Origin of the sequence: Pseudonocardia sp. N23 (genome assembly GCF_002583555.1) — a bacterium.
Taxonomy (GTDB): Bacteria; Actinomycetota; Actinomycetes; order Mycobacteriales; family Pseudonocardiaceae; genus Pseudonocardia.
Genome location: NZ_BEGX01000114.1, coordinates 477,126 through 496,515 on the forward strand (window position 1 = coordinate 477,126; position 19,390 = coordinate 496,515).

Below are 19,390 nucleotides of genomic sequence, written 5' to 3' on the forward strand. Positions count from 1 at the left end.
CTGGAGGATCCTCCGAAGCGGGGTCGCCCGGACCTGTGCGCTTCGTCGTTTCGACGGGTGTCCGCCGCTGTGGCGCGGGCGTCATGGTGGGTCGCGTCACAGCCGACCGATCCCACTGCGAGGTGCCCGTGCGCGCCCGATCCGCCCCAGGCCCGTCGTCGACAGCGCCGCCCGAGCGGCGCCATCCCGTCGACGAGGTACTGCCCCCGGCGAAGCTCGCCGTCTACGGCTTCCAGCACGTCCTCGCCTTCTACGCCGGCGCGGTCATCGTCCCGATCCTGTTGGCCGGGGCCATCGGCCTGAACGAGCGCGAGCTCATCCACCTCATCAACGCCGACCTCTTCACGTGCGGCATCGCGTCGATCATCCAGTCCGTCGGGTTCTGGAAGGTCGGGGTCCGGCTCCCGCTGCTGCAGGGCGTGACGTTCACCGCCGTGTCGCCGATGATCGCGATCGGCATGGCCGCGGGCGGTGGCACCGACGGGCTGCTCGTGATCTACGGCTCGGTCATCGTCGCGGGTCTGTTCACGTTCCTGATCGCGCCGGTGTTCGGCAAGCTGATCCGGTTCTTCCCGCCGGTCGTCACCGGGACCGTCATCACGATCATCGGGCTCGCGCTCCTGCCCGTCGCCGCGGCCGACGCCGTCGGCGGGGCCGCCGACCCGCACCCCGAGGACTGGCACAACCTCGCGTTCGCGCTCGGCACGCTGGCGCTGATCGTCGTCATCCAGCGGGTGTTCCGCGGGTTCATGGCCACCGTCGCCGTGCTGATCGGGCTGGTCGCGGGCACCCTCATCGCCTGGGCCACCGGGTTCGCGACGTTCTCCGCCGTCGGCGAGTCGGCCTGGTTCGGCGTGACCACACCGTTCTTCTTCGGCATTCCGAAGTTCGGCGCCGCCGCGATCGTGTCGATGATCGTCGTCATGCTGATCACCGCCGTCGAGACGACCGGCGACGTGTTCGCCACCGGTGAGATCGTCGACAAGCGCGTCGGCAAGAACGACGTCACCCGTGCCCTGCGCGCCGACGGCCTCGCCACCACCCTCGGCGGCGTCCTCAACTCCTTCCCCTACACCTGCTTCGCCGAGAACGTCGGCCTCGTCCGGCTGACCCGGGTCAAGAGCCGCTACGTCGTCGCCGCGGCGGGCGTGATCATGATCCTGATCGGGCTGGTGCCCAAGGCGGGCGCCGTCGTCGCCGGCATCCCGCACCCCGTGCTGGGCGGCGCCGCGCTCGCCATGTTCGCCACCGTCGCCGTCGTCGGCTTCCAGACGCTGTCGCGCGTCGACTTCCACGACCACCGCAACGTCGTCATCGTCGCCTCCAGCGTCGGTCTGGCCATGTTCGTGACGGCCCAGCCCGACGTCGCGAAGGCACTTCCCGGCTGGGCGCAGATCGTGTTCGGTTCCGGCATCACTCTGGGCTCCATCACCGCGATCGTGCTGAACATCGTGTTCCACCACATCGGCCGCGGCCGCGGACCTGCCGTCGCCGGCTCGCCGGGCGCGGGCACGATCCGGCTCGAACAGGTCAACCGGATGAGCCGCGAAGAGTTCGTCGCGACGTTCGGGCGGCTGTTCCAGGGCGAGACCGCCGTCGTCGGGCACGCGTTCGACCGCAGGCCCTTCACCGACACCGACGCCCTGCGCACCGCCTTCCAGGAGGCGCTGTTCGCGGCACCCCGCGAGGAGCAGCGTGCGCTGATGGCCGAGTACCCGGACCTGGGCGGCGTCGAGATCGGCGAGGACTCCGAACGCGACCAGTCCAGCGCCGGGCTCACCCGCCTCGCCGACGAGGACCAGGAGGAGTTCGGGTCGCTCGCCGCGACCTATCGCGAACGGTTCGGCATCCCGCTCATCGTCTGCGTCCGCGACGCCCACAACCGCGACCACATCCTTCGCGACGGCGCGCTGCGCCTCACCAACTCGCCGGCCCAGGAGCACGCGGCGGCGCTGATCGAGATCGCGAAGGTGGCCAACCACCGGTTCGCCGACCTCGTCGCCGACGCCAACCCCATCCACAGCGCCCGCACGTCATGGACGCACTCGCGATGAGCCTGCGGCTGTTCAACGAACTGCCCGCCGCGGAGGCCGAGCGCGCGCTGACGGCGTGCTGCTCGGCCCCCCGGTGGGCCCGGGTCGTCGCCGCCAGGCGTCCCTTCGCCTCCGTGGAGGAGTTGCAGGCCGCTGCCGCAGACGCGTTGCGCGACAGCGATCTCGACGACGCCCTGCGCGGCCATCCCCGCATCGGCGACCGCGTCGCGGGAGGAGCGTCGGCGCGAGAGCAGTCGGGCGTCGCAGCCGCATCCGCCGAGGTCCGCGATGCTCTCGCGCTCGGGAACCGCGCCTACGAGGCCCGGTTCGGGCACGTCTACCTGGTGTGCGCCAGCGGGCGCAGCGCCGAGGACCTGCTCGCGACGTTGCAGGCCCGGCTGACCAACGACCCCGCGACCGAACGCAAGGTCGCGCTCGGCGAGCTGACCGGGATCAACGGGCTGCGGCTGGCGCGGATGGTCGGGGCGCCGCTCCAGGAAACACCGATCGACGGCGCCCTGCTCGACGACCCGCCGGTCGAGGGGGCGACGTGAGCCTGTCGACGCACGTCCTCGACGCCGCGACGGGCGCTCCCGCCGCCGGCCTGATGGTCCGCCTGGAGGGCGGCAGCACGGTCGTCACCGACTCCGACGGGCGCGCCCGGTTCGCCGAGTCCCCCGGCGCCGGGACCTGGCGGCTGGTGTTCGACACCGGCGGCTGGTTCGGCGACCGGCCTCATTTCCATCCCGAGGTCGTCGTGACGTTCACCGTCACCGATCCCGCGGCACACCTGCACGTGCCGCTCCTGTTGTCCCCCTTCGCCTACTCCACCTACCGCGGGAGCTGACACCCTCATGATCACGCTGGGTACCAACCAGTACGGCAAGGCCGAGAACCGGGTCGTGCGCATCCACCGCGACACCGCCCGCCACGAGATCCGCGACGTCACCGTATCGACGTCGCTGCGTGGCGACTTCACCGCCGCGCACCTGCAGGGCGACCAGGCCCGCGTACTGCCGACCGACACCCAGAAGAACACCTGCTACGCCTACGCCAAGGAGAAGGGCCTGCGCGAGATCGAGACCTACGGCCTCGACCTGGCCCGGCACTTCGTCGCCGACGTCGAGCCCGTCACCGGTGCCCGCGTCGCCGTCGACGAGCTCGCCTGGGACCGCGTCGAGGTCGGCGGGCAGAGCCACGACCACACCTGGGTACGCCGCGGACCGGAGGTGCGCACCACCGTCGTCACCGTCGACGAGACCGGCGAACGGGTCGTGTCCGGCCTGCGGGACCTGGTGCTGCTCAAGTCGACCGGCTCGGAGTTCGCGGGGTTCCTCATCGACGGGTACACGACGCTGGCCGAGACCCACGACCGGATCATGTCGACCTCGCTCGTCGCGAGCTGGACCTACGCCGGCGACTCTTTCCGCGGCACCGACGTCGACTGGGACAAGACGTGGGGCGACGTTCGGCGGATCCTGCTGGAGCAGTTCGCGCTCGTGCACTCGAAGGCGCTGCAGCAGACGCTGTGGGAGATGGGCCGCGCCGCGCTGGAGGCCCACCCCGAGATCGCCGAGATCTCGCTCTCCGCGCCGAACAAGCACCACTTCCTGGTGGACCTGGCCCCGTTCGGCCTGGACAACCCGGGTGAGGTCTTCCACGCGGCGGACCGCCCCTACGGCCTGATCGAGGCAACCGTCATCCGCTCCTGATGGCTCGCCTCGCCTCGCCTCACCTCACCTCGCCGAGACCGACGCGGGTGCTGCTCCGGACCGCGTGGACAGCACTCCTGTCGGTCTCGGCGATCGCACCCGCAAAGGGCGGGCGCGAATTCGGCGCGGGCACGGGCTCCTGCGCGACAGGGTGCGCGGGTGCTGCTCGACGAGCCCTTCCGTGCGAGCGCGGCGATCGCTGCCGGGGTCGTGACGCGGGGCCGGCTGCGGGGGCCGCGGTTCGTACGGCTGTTCCCCGATGTGTACGTCCGGGTCGGCGAGACCCCTCCCGACCTCCTGGTGCGATCGATCGGCGCGGCGGAACTCGTCGCCGGCCGCGGGATGCTCGGCGGCTGGTCCGCGGCGCGACTGCTGGGTGCGGACGCCGCACCACGGAACGCCCCGGCGGAGGTCGTCGTCACGCGGGAACAGCGGGCCCATCCAGGTCTCCTGGTCCGTCGCGGCGTCGTCGAGGCCGCGGAGACCTGGAGCGCCCACGGCTGCCCGGTCACCTCGCCCCTGCGCACGGCCTACGACCTCGCGCGTCGGCTGCCACTCGTCGAGGCCGTCGTCGCCGTGGACGCCCTGGCCCGGGTGCCCGCGGCCGGGTTCGTACCGTCCGACCTGTTGCAGCGCAGGGAGCCCGGCGCACGAGGCTGTCGACGTCTCGACCGCGTCGCCGAGCTGGCCGACCCGCGCGCGGAGTCGCCGATGGAGACCCGGACCCGGCTGATGCTGGTGCTGTCCGGACTCCCGGCGCCCGAGGTGCAGTACGTGCTGCGTGACGCCGGCGGGCGGGTCGTCGCCCGGTTCGACCTCGCCTACCCGCGGGCCGGGCTCGCGATCGAGTACGACGGTGCCGGCCACGACGTCTTCGGACAGCGCGGCCTCGGCTACGACGACCGCCGCCGGGACCTGCGCACCGGCGCCCTCGGTTGGCGGACGATCCGCCTGACGGCCGCGGACCTGACCACGCGCCGCGCGGACACCGTGGCAGCCGTCCGCGCACACCTTGCCGCGACGCCGAGACCGACGTGAGTGCACTTTCCGGGGCCGCGAACGACACTGGCGTCGGTCTCGACGTACGACCTAGTCTCTGGGAGTGCCTCCCGAGGACGGGCTCGTCGTCGTGGTCAAGCAGGACTGTCCGACGTGCCGGCTCGTCGAGCCCGTGCTGGCGGCGTTGCCAGGGCTGACGGTGTGGTCGCAGGACGATCCTGGGTTCCCGGCCGGTGTCGGGGCCGTCGGCGACGACCGCGCGCTCGACGTCAGCGTCGGGCTCGACATCGAGACCGTGCCGACGCTGATCAGGTTCGCCGGCGGCCGGGAGGCCGAGCGGACCGTCGGCTGGTCGCGGGCGGCGTGGCGCGAGCTCACCGGCATCGACGACCTGGGCGCCGACCTCCCCGAACACCGGCCCGGCTGCGGTTCCCGCACGCTCGACCCCGACGTCGCCGACGAGCTGCTCGTCCGTCGCGCCGGGCACACCCTCGCGGCACGGCGGATCGAGGTCTCCGCGCTGGAGGACGAGGCCGAGGCGATGTTCGACCGCGGCCTCACCGACGGGCTGCCCGTCGTCACACCGACTCCGGTGCGGGTGCTGCGGATGCTCGCCGGGACGTCGCACCCCGCCGACGAGGTCGTCGCCGTCGTACCGCCCAACCTCGTCGAGGTGACCGTCGAGAAGGTTGCTGTCAACGCTGTGATGGCCGGGTGCCGGCCGGAGTACCTGCCCGTCGTCCTCGCCGCCGTCGCGGCCGCGTGCAGCGAGACGTTCAACGCCCACGGCGTGCTCGCGACGATGTGGAACGCCGGCCCCGCGATCCTCGTCAACGGTCCCGTCGCCGCCGAGATCGGGATGAACGCCAAGGGCAACGTGCTGGGCCAGGGCAACCGCGCCAACTCGACGATCGGGCGCGCGCTGCAGCTGGTGATCCGCAACGTCGGGGGCGGCCGGCCCGGCGGCGTCGACCGCGCGACCTTCGGCAACCCCGGCAAGGTCGGGCTCTGCTTCGCCGAGGACGAGGCCGGCTCACCGTGGGAGCCGCTGTCGGTGAGCCGCGGGTTCGCGCCGGGCTCCTCGACGGTGACGGTGTTCGCCGCGGAGGGGCCCGTCGGCATCCTGGAGCAGATCTCGCGGACGCCGGAGTCGATCACCCGCTCGCTGGCGTCGACGTTGCGGGTCGTCGGGCACCCCAAGACCGCGCTGTTCTTCGACGCCACCCTGCTCATCGGCCCCGAGCACGCCCGCATCTACGCCGACGCCGGCTGGGACCGCGCCCGGCTCACCGCGGCACTCGACGAGGCGCTGCTGCTCGACCGCGCCGACGTCGAACGCGGCGCGCGCGGCATCGAGGACGGCATGCTGCCCGGCCCCGAGCGGAGGCTCCCGAAGTTCCGGCCGGGCGGCCTGCTGGTCGCCCATGCCGGCGCCGACGCCGGCCAGATCTCGACGATCCTCGGCGGCTGGGTCGGTGGACCCGCCGGCAGCTCCCCCACGACACTGGAGGTGGACCCATGGCGCTGAACGCCCCGCTGGTGTTCCTGGACCCGACCGACGAGTCCCGGCCCGCGGCCCGCACCGCGATCGACCGGCCCGCATCGCTCGACGGCCTGCGGATCGGGCTGCTCGACATCAACAAGGCCCGCGGCAACGTCTTCCTGGACCGCGTCGAGCAGCTGCTCACCGGGCAGGGGCTGGCGGTGGCGCGCTACGCCAAACCGACGTTCACCCGGCCCATGCCGCCCGACCTGCGCCGGGAGATCACCGCGCACTGCGACGTCGTGATCGAGGCACTCGCCGATTGAGGCTCGTGCACGTCGTGCAGTGTGCACGACTTCGTGACGCTCGAGTCCGCGGGTGTGGTGGCCGCCTTCGTGGCCTCGGTGGAGTTCGTCGTGGCCGCCCGGACGCAGAGCAACGCCCTCGGTTACGCGACGGTGCCGTCGGTGTTCGTCCCGCACCCGATCCAGGACCGCACCGACGCCGAGCTGCACGCCCTCGCCGACGGCGCCCTGCCGGCGATCCTGGCCGCGGTGACCGGCTGACCGCCGAGACCGACGTGAGTGCTGTCCCGAGCGGCCCGAACAGCACTCCTGTCGGTCTCGGCGCGTGCGGGCGGAAGAGGCGTCAGCGCGCCCGCAGCGCCAGGTAGACGTCGACGCGGTCGGTGAGTGTCGACAGGTCGCGGCCGGTGAGCTCCTCGACCCGCCCGATCCGGTAGCGCACGGTGTTGACGTGCAGGTGCAGGCGTTCGGCGGTGCGGCTCCACGATCCCGAGCACTCCAGGAACGCCTCCAGCGTCTCGACGAGCCCGGCCCCGGTCCGCTCGTCGTAGGCGAGGACCGGGTCGAGGACGCTCGCCGCGAAGGCGCGGCGGACCTCGTCGGGGACGGCGGCGAGCAGGGCGACGTGCGAGGTGACATCGGCCGCGGCGACGACGTGCAGGTTCCCGGGGCGTCCGTGCGCGAGGTCGCGGGCGTGCTGGGCCTCGCGCAGCGCCCCGGCGAGCGCACCGGGCTCGGCGGGCCGGCTGGTCCCGACCACGAGGGGGCCGGGCAGCCCCGGTTCGAGCCGGCGCAGTCCGGGGTCGAGCGTCTCCGCGGGTCCGGGCAGCAGGGCGACGGCCGTCCCGTCGAGCACCCCGACGACCGGGTCGCCGGCGTCGCAGCCGCCGACGTCGAGCAGGATCGAGCGCGCGGTCTCCGCGAGGTCAGGGCGTCCCGGGAACCCCGCGACGACGACCGTCACCGGGCCCGCCGCGCGCAGGCCCGCCTGTCGCAGCCGCACGGCCGTCTCCGGTCGGTCGCCTGCACCGCCGGCGACCAGGGCGACGGCGTCGTCGGCGATCCCGGACGCCACACGCTGCCCCTCCCCGCGGCGGGCCCGGTCGAGCGCGGCGATCGCGACGAGCTCGCCGACGGCGTCGGCGACCTCGGACTCCCAGGCGTCGAACCGGCCGTCGGCCGCGACGAACCACGACGTCACCCGCGCCCCGGACCCCACGGGGAACACCGAGCACCCCGTCGCGGCGGCGGGGAGCCGGGACGCGGTGAGGAACGTCGACACCAGGTCGTCGGCGGCGGGGGCGGGTGGTCCGGCGAGGAGGCGGCCGCTCGCCGACAGGACGCGGCACCCCACCCCGGCGGCCGCGGAGACCTGGGCGACGAGCTCGTCGAGGCCCGCCCCGCCGGCGACGGCCGTCAGCAGTTCGCGCTGGCGGCCGAGGGTGTGGGCGAGCCGGTCGCCCCGGGCCGCGGTGACGGCGCCGACGACGACCTCGGTCACCGTCCCGAACGACGTCTCCTCCGGCACCGCGAGCAGCGCGACGTCGTGGCGCCGGCAGGCCTGGACGAGGTCGTCGGGAACGGTGTGGAAGACGGCCTCGCCAGCGGCCAGCGCGGCGACCCCTGACGCGGCGAGGGTCGCGACGAACCGCTCGCTGTCGCCCGCGTCGTTGCGCCACACCAGCCCGCTGATGACGAGCTCACCGCCGGAGAGGTAGCGGCCGGGGTCGATGAGGTCGGTCGTGTAGACCCACCGGACACCGCGGTCGAGCGCGGCGTCGGACCCGTGCAGGAGCCGCAGGTGCAGGGCGGGGTGCGCGAGCAGGTCACGCAGCAGCATTGGAGGAACGTACAAGACCGGGGCGTGACCCGGGCCACCGATTCGTGGCGACGGCGACTTATCCGCAGGTCGGCGCCGGGCTGTACTCGACGGCATGGACTTCCTGGCACCGAGCACGTGGGCCGAGGCGCTCGCGGCGAAGGCGGAGCGGCCCGATGCGCTGCCGGTCGCCGGTGGCACCGACGTGATGGTCGAGATGAACTTCGACCATCGCCGTCCGGGGGCGCTGCTTGACCTGACACGCGTATCCGACCTGCGGGAATGGGCGCTCGTCGACGGACGCGTCCGGCTCGGCGCCGGCGTCACCTACGCGCGGATCATCGACGAGCTGGGAGCGACGCTGCCCGGCCTGGCGATGGCCGCGCGCACCGTCGGGTCACCTCAGATCCGCAACCGCGGCACCGTCGGCGGCAACCTGGGTGCGGCCTCCCCCGCCGGTGACTCGCACCCGGCGCTGCTGGCCGCGGACGCCGTCGTCGAGATCTCCTCGGCGGCACGCGGCACCCGGCTGGTCCCCGTCGCCGACTTCTACACCGGCGTCAAGCGCAACGCCCTCGAACCCGACGAGCTGATCGCGGCGATCCTGATCGCGCCGCCCGCGGGGCCGCAGCAGTTCTGCAAGATCGGGACCCGCAACGCGATGGTGATCGCGGTGTCGGCCTTCGGGTTCGCGCTGCACACCGACCGCCGATCGGTGGGGACGGGCATCGGGTCGGCCGCCCCCACCCCGCGCCGGGCCACCGACGCCGCCGCGTTCCTCGCCGGTGAGCTGGAGGCCGGCGGGCTGTGGGAGTCGCGCGGCGCACTGCCCGAGGGCCTCGCCGTCGAGTTCGGCCGCAAGGTCCGCGACGCCGCCGCCCCGATCGACGACGTGCGCGGCACCGCCGCGTACCGCCTGCACACGCTCTCGGTGATGGCGCGCCGCGCCGCCACCTGGGCCTGGGACGAGCACCGGAGGGCCGCCTGATGCGGATCGAACTGACGGTCAACGGCGCACGCCACGAGGCCGACGACGTCTGGGAGGGCGAGAGCCTGCTCTACGCGCTGCGCGAGCGGCTCGGCCTCCCCGGCTCCAAGAACGCCTGTGAGCAGGGCGAATGCGGCTCCTGCACCGTCTATCTCGACGGGGTACCGGTCTGCTCGTGCCTGGTCGCGGCGGGCCAGGCGCAGGGACGCGAGGTCACGACGGTCGAGGGGCTCGCCGATGACGACGGGCTCGACCCGGTGCAGCGGGCGTTCGTCGAGTGCGGGGCCGTGCAGTGCGGCTTCTGCACCCCGGGCTTCCTGGTGTCGACGCACGACCTGTTGGCGCGCAACCCCTCGCCGAGCGACCCCGAGATCCGGGAGGCGCTCGCGGGGAACCTGTGCCGCTGCACCGGCTACGAGAAGATCCTCGACGCGGTCCGGATGGCGGCGCAGTCGTGATCATCGAAGGTGCACACGTCGTCACGGTGACGGGCGCGGAGTTCGAGAACGGCCACGTCGTCGTCTCCGGTAACCGCATCGTCTCCGTCGGCCCAGGCCCCGCACCCCTTGCCGACGGGCCGCGGGTCGACGGGCGCGGCTGCCTGCTCACGCCAGGGTTCGTCAACACCCACAACCACCTCTACCAGTGGGTCACCCGCGGCCTCGCCGTCGACGCGACGCTGTTCGAGTGGCTGACCACGCTCTACCCGATCTGGGCGGGCATCGACGAGCACGCCGTCCACACCGGCGCCACCGGCGCGCTGGCCCAGCTGGCGCTGACCGGCTGCACCACCGCCGCCGACCACCACTACGTCTTCCCCCGCGAGGGCGGGGACGTCCTGGGCGCCGAGATCCGCGCGGCCGCCGACGTCGGGCTGCGCTTCCACGCCACCCGCGGCTCGATGGACCTGGGCCGCCGCGACGGTGGCCTGCCGCCCGACCACGTCGTCGAGGACCGCGACGCCATCCTCACCGCGTCGGCGGAGGCGGTCGCCCGCTGGCACGACCCGTCGCCCGACGCGATGCTGCGGATCGCCCTCGCGCCGTGCTCGCCGTTCTCGGTGACCGGCTCGCTCATGCGCGAGTCCGCCTCGTTGGCCCGCGAGCTGGGCGTACTCATGCACACCCACCTCGCCGAGACCGTCGACGAGGAGGACTTCTGCCGCGAGCGGTTCGGCTGCTCGCCGCTGGAGTACGTCGAGAGCCTCGGCTGGACCGGCGAGGACGTCTGGTTCGCCCACGGCATCCACTTCGACGACGCCGAGGTCAAGAAGGTCGGCTCCACCGGGACCGGGGTGGCGCACTGCCCGTCGTCCAACGCCCGCCTCGGCGCCGGCATCTGCCGCACCCGCGACCTGCGCGACGCCGGCGCCCGCGTCGGACTCGGCGTCGACGGCGCCGCGTCCAACGAGGCCGGGAGCCTCCTCGAAGAGGCCCGGCACGCGCTGCTGTTCGCTCGCGCGGTCGGCGGTCCGACCGCTCTGACGGTCCGGGACGCCCTGTCCCTCGCCACACTGGGCGGCGCCTCCGTATTGGGCCGGTCGACCGAGATCGGCTCCATCGAACCCGGCAAGCTCGCCGACCTCGCCCTCTGGCGCATCGACGGTCTCGGCCACGCCGACGTCGCCGATCCCGTTGCGGCCCTGGTGCTCGGCACCCCGCCGCCGCTGGACCTGCTGCTCGTCGACGGCCGTCCGGTCGTGGAGCGCGGCCGCGTGAGGACCGTCGACACCGCCGCCGTGGCCCGTGAGTGCGCTGCGGTCCACCAGACCCTGCTGAGGAAGGCATCATGACCAGCACGGAGACCCCAACCGCCGGCCGGATCGGCGACAGCCCGCTGCGTCCCGACGGCACTCTCAAGGTCACCGGCGAGTTCGCCTACTCCTCCGACCTCTGGCACGACGACATGTGCTGGGGTGTCACGCTGCGCAGCCCGCACCCGCATGCCCGCATCCACGGCATCGACATCTCCGCCGCGCTCGCCCTCCCCGGGGTCTACGCCGTCCTCACGCACGAGGATGTACCTGGACTGAACCGGGTCGGGCTCGAGCACCTCGACCAGCCCGCGCTCGCCGAGGACGTCGTGCGCTACCAGGGCGAAGCGGTCGCGCTCGTCGCCGCCGACCACCCCGAGACGGCGCGGCGCGCCGCGAAGCGCATCGTCGTCGACTACGAGGTGCTGCCCGCGCTCACCGACCCCCGCCACGCCCTCGACGACGACGCACCCCACGTCCACCCCGACGGCAACCTGGTGCGCGCCATGAAGATCCGCCGCGGCGACCCCGAGCCGACCGCACCCGTGGTCGTCGCGCTCGACTTCGAGGTGGGCATGCAGGACCAGGCCTTCCTCGGGCCGGAGTCCGGCCTCGCCGTCCCGGACGGCGAGGGCGGGCTCGATCTCTACGTCGCGACGCAGTGGCTCCACGTCGACCAGCAGCAGGTGTGCCGGGTGCTCGACCTGACGCCCGACCGGGCGCGGCTGCACCTGGCCGGCGTGGGAGGCGCGTTCGGCGGCCGCGAGGACCTGTCGATCCACGTCCACGCCTGCCTGCTCGCCATGCACACCGGCAAGCCCGTGAAGATGAGCTACTCGCGCGACGAGTCGTTCTTCGGGCACGTGCACCGGCACCCGGCGTGGCTGCGGTACGAGTTCGGCGCCTCGGACACCGGCGAGCTGATCTACGCCAAGGCCGACATCCTCTTCGACGGCGGCGCCTACGCCTCGTCGACGACGGCGGTCGTCGGCAACGGCGGCACGCTGGGCCTGGGGCCGTACAACATCCCGTCCGTCTCCGTGGACGCGCGCGGCGTCTACACGAACAACCCGCCCTGCGGGGCCATGCGTGGCTTCGGCTGCGTACAGGCCGCGTTCGCCCACGAGGCGCTGATGGACGAACTCGCCGACCGGGTCGGTGTGGACCGGGTGGAGATCCGGGCGCGCAACGGCATGCGCGAGGGCGACCGCAACATCACCGGCCAGCTGATCGACTCCGCCGCACCCGTCGCGGAGCTGATCGAGATCGTGCGCGACCTGCCCCTGCCCGCCGATCCCGTGGGCGAGCGCGACATCCGCGACCTGCCCGGCGGCGCGGCGAACTCCACGCACGGCGAGGGCGTCGTCCGTGGGATCGGCTACGCCGTCACCTACAAGAACGTCGGCTTCTCCGAGGGCTTCGACGACTACTCGACGGCCCGGGTCCGGCTGGAGATGACTGCCGGCGAGCCCGTCGCGACCGTGCAGACCGCGGCCGCCGAGGTCGGGCAGGGCCTGATCACCGTCGAGCAGCAGATCTGCCGCACCGAGCTCGGGGTCGACCGGGTCGTGGTGTCCCCCAAGGACACCAGCGTCGGCTCCGGCGGTTCGACATCCGCGTCCCGGCAGACCTACGTGACCGGCGGCGCGGTGAAGGCGGCGTGCGAGGCGGTCCGGGCGTCGGTCCTCGCTCGCGCGGCGGCTCAGCTGGGGGCGCGCAACCTGCGTCTGGACGGCGACAAGATCATCGCGGAGAACGGTGAGGTCCTCGCCTCGCTGGCCGACGTCCTGGGCGACGACGCCGTCGACGAGACCGTCGAGTGGCACCACCGGCCCACCGAGGAGATCGACCCGGAGACCGGCCAGGGCAACGCCCATGTGCAGTACGCCTTCTCCGCGCACCGGGCAGTCGTCGACGTGGACGTCGAGCTGGGGCTGGTCAAGGTGGTCGCGCTCGACACCGCGCAGGACGTGGGCAGGGCGATCAACCCCGACGCCGTCGTCGGCCAGATCCACGGGGGCAGCGCCCAGGGCATGGGACTCGCGCTGATGGAGGAGATCGTCGTGACCGACGGGAAGGTCCGCAACCCGTCCTTCACCGACTACCTGATCCCGACGATCCTCGACATGCCGCCGATGCAGGTGAAGGTCCTGGAGTACGCCGACCCGCACGCGCCCTACGGCGTCCGGGGCGTCGGCGAGCCCCCCACGATCTCGTCCGGCCCGGCGGTGGCAGCCGCGATCCGCGCGGCAACGGGCAAGGCCCTGCGCCGCGTCCCCGTCCGCCCCGAACACATCACCCTGTGAGTGACCCCTTCTCGTTGGAGGCTCGTGTGCCCCGCATGTTCCTGAACGGCACCGCGATGGCAGGCGGCGCCGACCACCACCTGGCCGGCGGCGCCCCTTGCCTCGCGTCGACGACCACGGCGAAGCGCTACCGGTTCCACGCCGTCGGCGGGGCCTACCCGGCGCTGGAGGACGTCGGCGCGGACCAGGGCGCTGCCGTGCAGGGCGAGGTGTACGAGCTGTCCTACGAGCAGCTGCGCGATGTACTCCTGCCCGGCGAGCCTGCCGGACTGGAGCTGGGCGTGATCGAACTGGCCGACGGGACCGGGTCGCTCGCGATGATCCTGCGCCGGCCGCATCCCGACCGGCCGGAGCTGACCGACATCTCCGACCTCGCGAGCTGGCGCGCGTACCGGGAGCGGTCGTGATCGTCCTGCGGGCGCGGCGTGCGCTGCTCGACGGGGTGCTGCGGCCCGCCGCCGTGCTCGTCGACGGTCCCCGGATCGCGGCCGTCGGACCGCGCGACGTCGTCGTCCCGGGCGCACGGGAGGTCGTCCTGGCCGACGACGAGGTTCTGCTGCCCGGGCTCGTCGACAGCCACGTGCACGTCAACGAGCCCGGCCGCACCGAGTGGGAGGGCTTCGCGTCGGCGACCCGGGCGGCCGCGGCCGGTGGGGTGACGACGATCGTCGACATGCCGCTGAACTCGTTGCCGCCCACGGTGTCCGTGGCCGCTCTGGAGGTCAAGCGGGCCGCCGCGTATGGGCAGTGTGCGGTCGACGTCGCGTTCTGGGGCGGGGCGGTGCCCGGCAACCACGACGACCTGCGCCCGCTGCACGACGCAGGGGTCGTCGGGGTGAAGGCCTTCCTCGTCGACTCCGGGGTGCCCGAGTTCCCGCCGCTGCTCGACCCGCGGCCCGCCCTGCGCACCCTCGCCGAGTTCGACGGGCTCCTCATCGCCCACGCCGAGGACGGCGCGCTCATCACACCCACGACGGGCCGGCGCTACGCCGACTTCGTCGCCTCCCGGCCCCGCGCCTCGGAGGACTCCGCGATCGCCGGCCTGCTGGCCGCGGCGCGGGAGACCGGGGCGCGGGTGCACATCGTCCATCTCTCGTCGGCCGACGCCCTGCCGCTGCTGGCGCAGGCACGGGCCGACGGGGTGCGCGTCACCGTCGAGACCTGCCCGCACTACCTCGCGCTCACCGCCGAGGAGGTGCCCGACGGCGACACCCGCTTCAAGTGCTGCCCGCCGGTGCGCGAGGCCGGCAACCGTGACGCTCTGTGGCAGGGGCTCCTCGACGGCACGATCGACATGGTCGTGTCCGACCACTCCCCCTGCACACCGGACCTCAAGCAGCTGGAGACCGGCGACTTCGGCGCCGCGTGGGGCGGCATCGCCTCGTTGCAGATCGGCCTGCCCGTCGTGTGGACCGAGGCGCGGGCGCGCGGGATCGATCTTGCCGATGTCGTGACCTGGATGTCGCGCCGCCCTGCCGATCTCGTCGGTCTGACGAACAAGGGCCGCATCGAACCCGGCGCCGACGCCGACCTCACCGTCTTCGCCCCCGACGCCACCTTCGACGTCGGACCCCTGCACCACCGCAACCCGATCACCCCCTACGCGGAAAGGACGCTGCACGGCGTCGTCCGCGCGACCTGGCTGCGCGGCAACGTGATCACCGACGGTGACGCCCCGCGCGGCCGGCTGCTCAGCAGAGAGGACGCCCGTGTCTGACTTCCGGCTCCTGCCCGACCTGGCCCGGCGCGATGTCGGCGGCGCCGTCGTCTCGGCCAACGACGAGGCCTTCGCGACGCGCGAGAACCTCATCAACCCCGGCCCCGCCGTGTTCGACCCGTCGACGTTCGGACCCAAGGGCAAGGTCTACGACGGCTGGGAGACCAGGCGGCGCCGCGAGCCCGGCCACGACGAGGCGATCGTCCGGCTCGGGGCGCCCGGCGTGGTGCGCGGGATCGTCGTCGACACCGCGTGGTTCACCGGCAACTATCCGCCCGAGGCGTCCGTCGACGGCCTCGCCGGCGAGACGTGGGTACCGCTCGTACCGCGCTCGCCGCTCAAGGGCGACACCGAGAACGTCTTCGACGTCGGCTCCGGCGAGCGCATCACCCACGTGCGGCTGCGGATCTTCCCCGACGGCGGGGTGGCGCGGCTGCGGGTGCACGGTCACGCGGTCCCGGACCCCACGCTGCTGGACGCGCTGGGCACGGTCGACCTCGCCGCGATCGAGAACGGCGGCCACGTCACCGCATGCTCCAACCTCTTCTACAGCTCGCCGCAGAACCTGCTGCTCCCCGGCCCGGCGCGGAGCATGGGCGAGGGTTGGGAGACCGCGCGGCGCCGCGACGAGGGCAACGACTGGGTCGAGCTGGCGCTGGCCGCTCCTGCCGTGGTGCGCGTGGCGGAGCTGGACACGAGCTGGTTCCTGCACAACGCCCCCGGCTCGGCGTCGCTGCGCGGGCGGCTGACCGACGACGAGGAGTGGCGGGAGCTGTTGCCGCGGACGCCGCTGGAGCCCGACACCCGGCACCGGTTCGTCCTGCCCGCGACGACCGGCCCGGTCCGCGCCGTCCGGATGGACGTGTTCCCCGACGGTGGGATGGCGCGGCTGCGCCTGCACGGCACGTTCGCCTCGAACTCATGAGGGCGTCCCGTGTGCGCCCGCGACCTCCGACGCCGCCGCGACCGTCGCCCCCTCCGCGATGCGTTCCAGGCCGCGCAGCAGCATCCGTTGCCGGCGCCGGCGCCCGGGCGATCGCGCGGGCGGGCGTCAAAGGCGTGGAGCGCTACCTGTCGAGCGAGCTGTGGTTCGCCGCCGTGTGGAGGTCCACCTCCTGACCCCGGCTCCCGAGCCGTGCTCCCGGCCCACCCGCGCGGTGGGCCGGGAGCGTCGGGATACGGTCGGCCGGTGACCGGCCTGCCGCTCACCGGCGAGCGCACCGTGCCGGACGTCCCCGACGAGAACTACTGGTTCCGCCGGCACGAGGCCGTCTACCTGGCGCTGGCATCGCGGTGCCGGGGCGTCGTCGTCGACGCGGGCTGCGGCGAGGGCTACGGCGCCGACCTGGTCGCGGCCACCGCCGACCGGGTGCTCGCCCTCGACTACGACGAGCCTGCGCTGCGCCACGTCGCCGCCCGGTACCCCCGGGTCGCCCCGGCCCGCGTCAACCTCGTCGCGCTGCCCGTCGCCACGGGCGTTGCCGACGTCGTGGTCTCGCTGCAGGTGATCGAGCACCTGTGGGAGCAGGAGGTCTTCGTCGCGGAGTGCGCACGCGTGCTGCGCCCGGGCGGCGCGTTCCTGGTGTCGACGCCCAACCGGCTCACCTTCTCCCCCGGCCGCGACACCCCGCTCAACCCGTTCCACAGCCGCGAGTTCGCCCCCGCCGAGCTGTCGGGCCTCCTGCGCGGCAACGGATTCCGCGAGGTCGAGCTCCTCGGTCTGCACCACGGGCCCCGGTTGCGCGGCCTCGACGCCGCCCACGGCGGCTCGCTCGTCGACGCGCAGGTCAGGGCCGCGGTCGCAGGCACGCCGATGTCCCCCGCGCTCGCCGCGGACGTCGCCTCGGTGACGGTCGAGGACTTCGTACTGGGTCCCGGAGATCTCGACGGGTGTCTCGACATCGTGGCGCTCGCCGGATGACCGACCCGGTCGGGACGTTCTGCCTCGTCCTGCACTCCCACCTGCCGTGGCTGGCCCGTCACGGGCGCTGGCCCGTCGGCGAGGAGTGGTTGTACCAGTCGTGGGCGCACGCCTACCTGCCCGTCGTGGACGTGCTGGGACGCCTCGCCGCCGAGGGCCGTCGCGACCTGCTGACGCTCGGCGTCACCCCGGTGCTCGCGGCGCAGCTCGACGACCCGCACTGCCTGCGCGGCATGCACGACTGGCTCGGCGGCTGGCTCCTGCGCGCCCACGGCGCCGCGCCGCGGCTGCCCGGGCTCGCCGTCCGCGAGCACCGTGCCGCCACCGCCGCGCTGGCGGTGTTCGAGGAGCGGTGGCGCCATGGTGGCTCCCCCGTCCTGCGCGACCTCGCCGGCTCACACGCGGTCGAGCTGCTCGGCGGTCCCGCGACGCACCCGTTCGCACCGCTGCTCGACGACACCGTGCGCGCCTTCGCCCTCGACGCCGGGCTCACCGACCACACCCGCCGGTTCGGGCACCGGCCAGCCGGGATCTGGGCGCCCGAGTGCGGCTACGCGCCCGGCATGGAGACGGGGTACGCCGCGGCGGGCGTCGAACGGTTCCTCGTCGACGGCCCGGCCCTGCACGGCGACACCGCGCTCCTGCGACCCGTCGGCGACTCGGGCGTGCTGGCCGCCGGCCGCGACCTCGACGTCACCTACCGGGTGTGGTCACCCCGCGCCGGCTACCCCGGCGGTCCCGACTACCGCGACTTCCACACCTTCGACCATCCGTCGGGGCTCAAGCCCTCACGGGTCACCGGTCGCCATGTCGCTCCGCACGACAAGCAGCCCTACGACCCCGTCCGGGCCGCCGCGGCGGTGGCGCGGGACGCGGCGGACTTCGTCCGGGTCGTGCGGGAGCGGCTCGCCTGCATCCGCGGACGCCTGGGCCGTCCGGGGCTCGTCGTCGCCGCGTTCGACACCGAGCTGTTCGGGCACTGGTGGCACGAGGGGCCCGCCTGGCTGGAGGCGGTCCTGCGCGCGCTGCCCGCCGCGGGCGTGCGGGTCACGACGCTGCGCGGCGCCATGGACGCCGGGCTGGTGGGCGGGCCGGTCACGCTGCCGGAGTCGTCGTGGGGGCTGGGCAAGGACTGGAACGTTTGGGCGGGTGACGCCGTCGCCGACCTCGTCGCACTCGGGGGGACCGTGCAGCGCGACCTGGTCACGAGCGCTGCCGGCACGTCCTCCCGAGCACGCGACCCGCTGCGCGACGCCCTGGCCGAGCAGGCGCTGCTGGCGTTGTCGAGCGACTGGGCGTTCATGGTCAGCCACGACTCCGCCGCCGACTACGCCCGCGGCCGGGCGCGCAGCCACGCCGACCGGGTCGCGCAGCTGTCCCGGCTGCTCGCCGCGGGTGACCGCGCCGCCGCGGCGACGGCCGTCGCGAGCTGGGAACCGGGTCCGTTCGGCCATGTCGACGCCCGCCGGCTCGGGAGGCCCCGGCCCACGGCCGGGCTCAGGCCCCGGTGATCGACCGCAGCAGCGCGGCGGCGTCGGCGTCGAGGTAGCTGGCGTAGGAGACGTCCTCGCTCTCCCCGCCCTGCTGGTAGCCGCCGGTCACGCCGATGACCTCGGTGCCGTCGCGCAGCCAGGGCCCGCCGCTGGTGCCACCGGGCAGGTCGGCGTCGGCGAGACGCAGCTGGGTGGGGCTGAAGCGCGTCGCGACGCCCGACGGTGCGACGGGGGCGTCCGCGCCCTCGGGGTAGCCGACGACCTGGACGGGTCCACCGTCGCCGGGGTCGACGGTGAGCCGGTAGGCCCCGGTGATGTCCTGCAGCGGGCCGGCGCCGCCGCGGCCGACGACGAGGAACGCGATGTCGAGGTCGGGATCGGCGTCGTCGATCCAGCGCTGGTCGACGGCCGCGTCGCTGACCGTCCACGTCCCGAAGGGCGCGACGCCGTCGTGGTAACCCGGGACGAACACGAGGTCGGTGTCGGGAGCACTGCCGTCGCCCTCGGCCACGCAGTGCGCCGCGGTCACGACGGTGTCGCCCGTCGGGGTGTCGACGACCGCGCCGCTGCAGAAGTGGTCGCCCGTCGGGCCGTCGGGTCCGACGTCGGCGGCGTCGAAGATCGCACCGATCGCGGGCCAGGCCACCTGCGGCCCGGCCGCGGCCGCTGTGGTCGTCGGCGCGGTGCCCGCCGCGGCGGTCGGCGCGCCGGGCGCGGCAGGTGATCCGGTCGCCGCACTCGCGCGCGGCCACGCGACGACGGCCGCCACCACGGCGATCACCGCCACCACACCCGCGACGACCGTGACCGGTCGCGCCACCCGTCCCTGCACCGCACCTCCCCGCATCCGCGCACAGGATC

General features: G+C 73.8%; 18 protein-coding genes. 16 read left to right on the forward strand and 2 right to left on the reverse strand.

What is annotated here, in order from left to right; translation table 11 throughout:
- Positions 1–128 precede the first annotated feature (128 nt).
- From uraD (TOK_RS26595) to TOK_RS34980, 7 genes are all read left to right on the forward strand, one after another.
- A complete protein-coding gene (gene uraD / locus TOK_RS26595) occupies positions 129–2,054 on the forward strand; it encodes a 2-oxo-4-hydroxy-4-carboxy-5-ureidoimidazoline decarboxylase (RefSeq protein ID WP_098960863.1) in 1,926 nt (641 codons plus the stop codon).
- Positions 2,051–2,587, forward strand: a complete 537-nt coding sequence (gene uraD, locus TOK_RS26600; protein WP_098960864.1) for a 2-oxo-4-hydroxy-4-carboxy-5-ureidoimidazoline decarboxylase — start codon at positions 2,051–2,053, stop codon at positions 2,585–2,587. The genes uraD (TOK_RS26595) and uraD (TOK_RS26600) overlap by 4 nt, the downstream gene beginning before the upstream one ends.
- On the forward strand, positions 2,584–2,880 hold the full coding sequence (gene uraH, locus TOK_RS26605) for a hydroxyisourate hydrolase (protein ID WP_098960687.1): 297 nt from the start codon (positions 2,584–2,586) through the stop codon (positions 2,878–2,880). The genes uraD (TOK_RS26600) and uraH overlap by 4 nt, the downstream gene beginning before the upstream one ends.
- 7 nt (positions 2,881–2,887) lie before the next feature.
- The gene (gene pucL, locus TOK_RS26610; protein WP_098960688.1) at positions 2,888–3,745 is read left to right on the forward strand and encodes a factor-independent urate hydroxylase; all 858 of its coding nucleotides are present in this window, start codon (positions 2,888–2,890) and stop codon (positions 3,743–3,745) included.
- A 159-nt stretch (positions 3,746–3,904) separates the two neighbouring features.
- On the forward strand, positions 3,905–4,783 hold the full coding sequence (locus tag TOK_RS26615) for an endonuclease domain-containing protein (protein WP_098960689.1): 879 nt from the start codon (positions 3,905–3,907) through the stop codon (positions 4,781–4,783).
- 64 nt (positions 4,784–4,847) lie between these two features.
- A complete protein-coding gene (locus TOK_RS26620) occupies positions 4,848–6,272 on the forward strand; it encodes a thioredoxin family protein (RefSeq protein ID WP_216362108.1) in 1,425 nt (474 codons plus the stop codon).
- A complete protein-coding gene (locus TOK_RS34980; protein WP_305775570.1) occupies positions 6,263–6,793 on the forward strand; it encodes a UGSC family (seleno)protein in 531 nt (176 codons plus the stop codon). Before TOK_RS26620 ends, TOK_RS34980 begins: the two co-directional genes overlap by 10 nt.
- Before the next feature lie 82 nt (positions 6,794–6,875).
- Here TOK_RS34980 and TOK_RS26635 read toward each other — a convergent pair whose 3' ends face one another.
- Positions 6,876–8,372: a PucR family transcriptional regulator ligand-binding domain-containing protein gene (locus TOK_RS26635; RefSeq protein ID WP_098960693.1), complete on the reverse strand. Its 1,497-nt coding sequence runs from the start codon at positions 8,370–8,372 to the stop codon at positions 6,876–6,878.
- Between the two features lie 94 nt (positions 8,373–8,466).
- Between TOK_RS26635 and TOK_RS26640 the strand changes: the two genes are divergently transcribed.
- From TOK_RS26640 to TOK_RS26680, 9 genes are all read left to right on the forward strand, one after another.
- Positions 8,467–9,339 carry a xanthine dehydrogenase family protein subunit M gene (locus TOK_RS26640; protein WP_098960694.1) on the forward strand — a complete coding sequence of 291 codons (873 nt, stop codon included), beginning with the start codon at positions 8,467–8,469 and terminating at the stop codon, positions 9,337–9,339.
- A complete protein-coding gene (locus TOK_RS26645) occupies positions 9,339–9,797 on the forward strand; it encodes a (2Fe-2S)-binding protein (RefSeq protein WP_098960695.1) in 459 nt (152 codons plus the stop codon). Before TOK_RS26640 ends, TOK_RS26645 begins: the two co-directional genes overlap by 1 nt.
- Positions 9,794–11,131 carry an 8-oxoguanine deaminase gene (locus TOK_RS26650; RefSeq protein ID WP_098960696.1) on the forward strand — a complete coding sequence of 446 codons (1,338 nt, stop codon included), beginning with the start codon at positions 9,794–9,796 and terminating at the stop codon, positions 11,129–11,131. The genes TOK_RS26645 and TOK_RS26650 overlap by 4 nt, the downstream gene beginning before the upstream one ends.
- The gene (gene pucD, locus TOK_RS26655) at positions 11,128–13,398 is read left to right on the forward strand and encodes a xanthine dehydrogenase subunit D (protein ID WP_098960697.1); all 2,271 of its coding nucleotides are present in this window, start codon (positions 11,128–11,130) and stop codon (positions 13,396–13,398) included. The genes TOK_RS26650 and pucD overlap by 4 nt, the downstream gene beginning before the upstream one ends.
- 35 nt (positions 13,399–13,433) lie before the next feature.
- The gene (locus tag TOK_RS26660) at positions 13,434–13,805 is read left to right on the forward strand and encodes a gamma-glutamylcyclotransferase (RefSeq protein ID WP_253258667.1); all 372 of its coding nucleotides are present in this window, start codon (positions 13,434–13,436) and stop codon (positions 13,803–13,805) included.
- Positions 13,802–15,115, forward strand: a complete 1,314-nt coding sequence (gene allB, locus TOK_RS26665; RefSeq protein ID WP_098960699.1) for an allantoinase AllB — start codon at positions 13,802–13,804, stop codon at positions 15,113–15,115. The genes TOK_RS26660 and allB overlap by 4 nt, the downstream gene beginning before the upstream one ends.
- Positions 15,108–16,040 carry an allantoicase gene (alc, locus tag TOK_RS26670; RefSeq protein WP_098960700.1) on the forward strand — a complete coding sequence of 311 codons (933 nt, stop codon included), beginning with the start codon at positions 15,108–15,110 and terminating at the stop codon, positions 16,038–16,040. Before allB ends, alc begins: the two co-directional genes overlap by 8 nt.
- Positions 16,041–16,304: 264 nt before the next feature.
- Positions 16,305–17,036: a class I SAM-dependent methyltransferase gene (locus tag TOK_RS26675; RefSeq protein ID WP_216362110.1), complete on the forward strand. Its 732-nt coding sequence runs from the start codon at positions 16,305–16,307 to the stop codon at positions 17,034–17,036.
- On the forward strand, positions 17,033–18,547 hold the full coding sequence (locus TOK_RS26680; RefSeq protein WP_098960702.1) for a 1,4-alpha-glucan branching protein domain-containing protein: 1,515 nt from the start codon (positions 17,033–17,035) through the stop codon (positions 18,545–18,547). Before TOK_RS26675 ends, TOK_RS26680 begins: the two co-directional genes overlap by 4 nt.
- On the opposite strand, the gene TOK_RS26685 is transcribed toward TOK_RS26680, so the two are convergent.
- A complete protein-coding gene (locus tag TOK_RS26685) occupies positions 18,534–19,361 on the reverse strand; it encodes a serine protease (RefSeq protein WP_141566566.1) in 828 nt (275 codons plus the stop codon). The genes TOK_RS26680 and TOK_RS26685 overlap by 14 nt on opposite strands.
- Positions 19,362–19,390: the final 29 nt, after the last annotated feature.

Bases quoted from the DNA above. Each gene is read 5' to 3' on its own strand.
- TOK_RS26635 (WP_098960693.1), bottom strand. From the start codon at position 8,372: ATGCTGCTGCGTGACCTGCTCGCGCACCCCGCCCTGCACCTGCGGCTC.
- TOK_RS26645 (WP_098960695.1), top strand. From the start codon at position 9,339: ATGCGGATCGAACTGACGGTCAACGGCGCACGCCACGAGGCCGACGAC.
- uraD (WP_098960864.1), top strand. From the start codon at position 2,051: ATGAGCCTGCGGCTGTTCAACGAACTGCCCGCCGCGGAGGCCGAGCGC.
- TOK_RS26660 (WP_253258667.1), top strand. From the start codon at position 13,434: ATGTTCCTGAACGGCACCGCGATGGCAGGCGGCGCCGACCACCACCTG.
- pucL (WP_098960688.1), top strand. From the start codon at position 2,888: ATGATCACGCTGGGTACCAACCAGTACGGCAAGGCCGAGAACCGGGTC.
- pucD (WP_098960697.1), top strand. From the start codon at position 11,128: ATGACCAGCACGGAGACCCCAACCGCCGGCCGGATCGGCGACAGCCCG.
- TOK_RS26680 (WP_098960702.1), top strand. From the start codon at position 17,033: ATGACCGACCCGGTCGGGACGTTCTGCCTCGTCCTGCACTCCCACCTG.
- TOK_RS26640 (WP_098960694.1), top strand. From the start codon at position 8,467: ATGGACTTCCTGGCACCGAGCACGTGGGCCGAGGCGCTCGCGGCGAAG.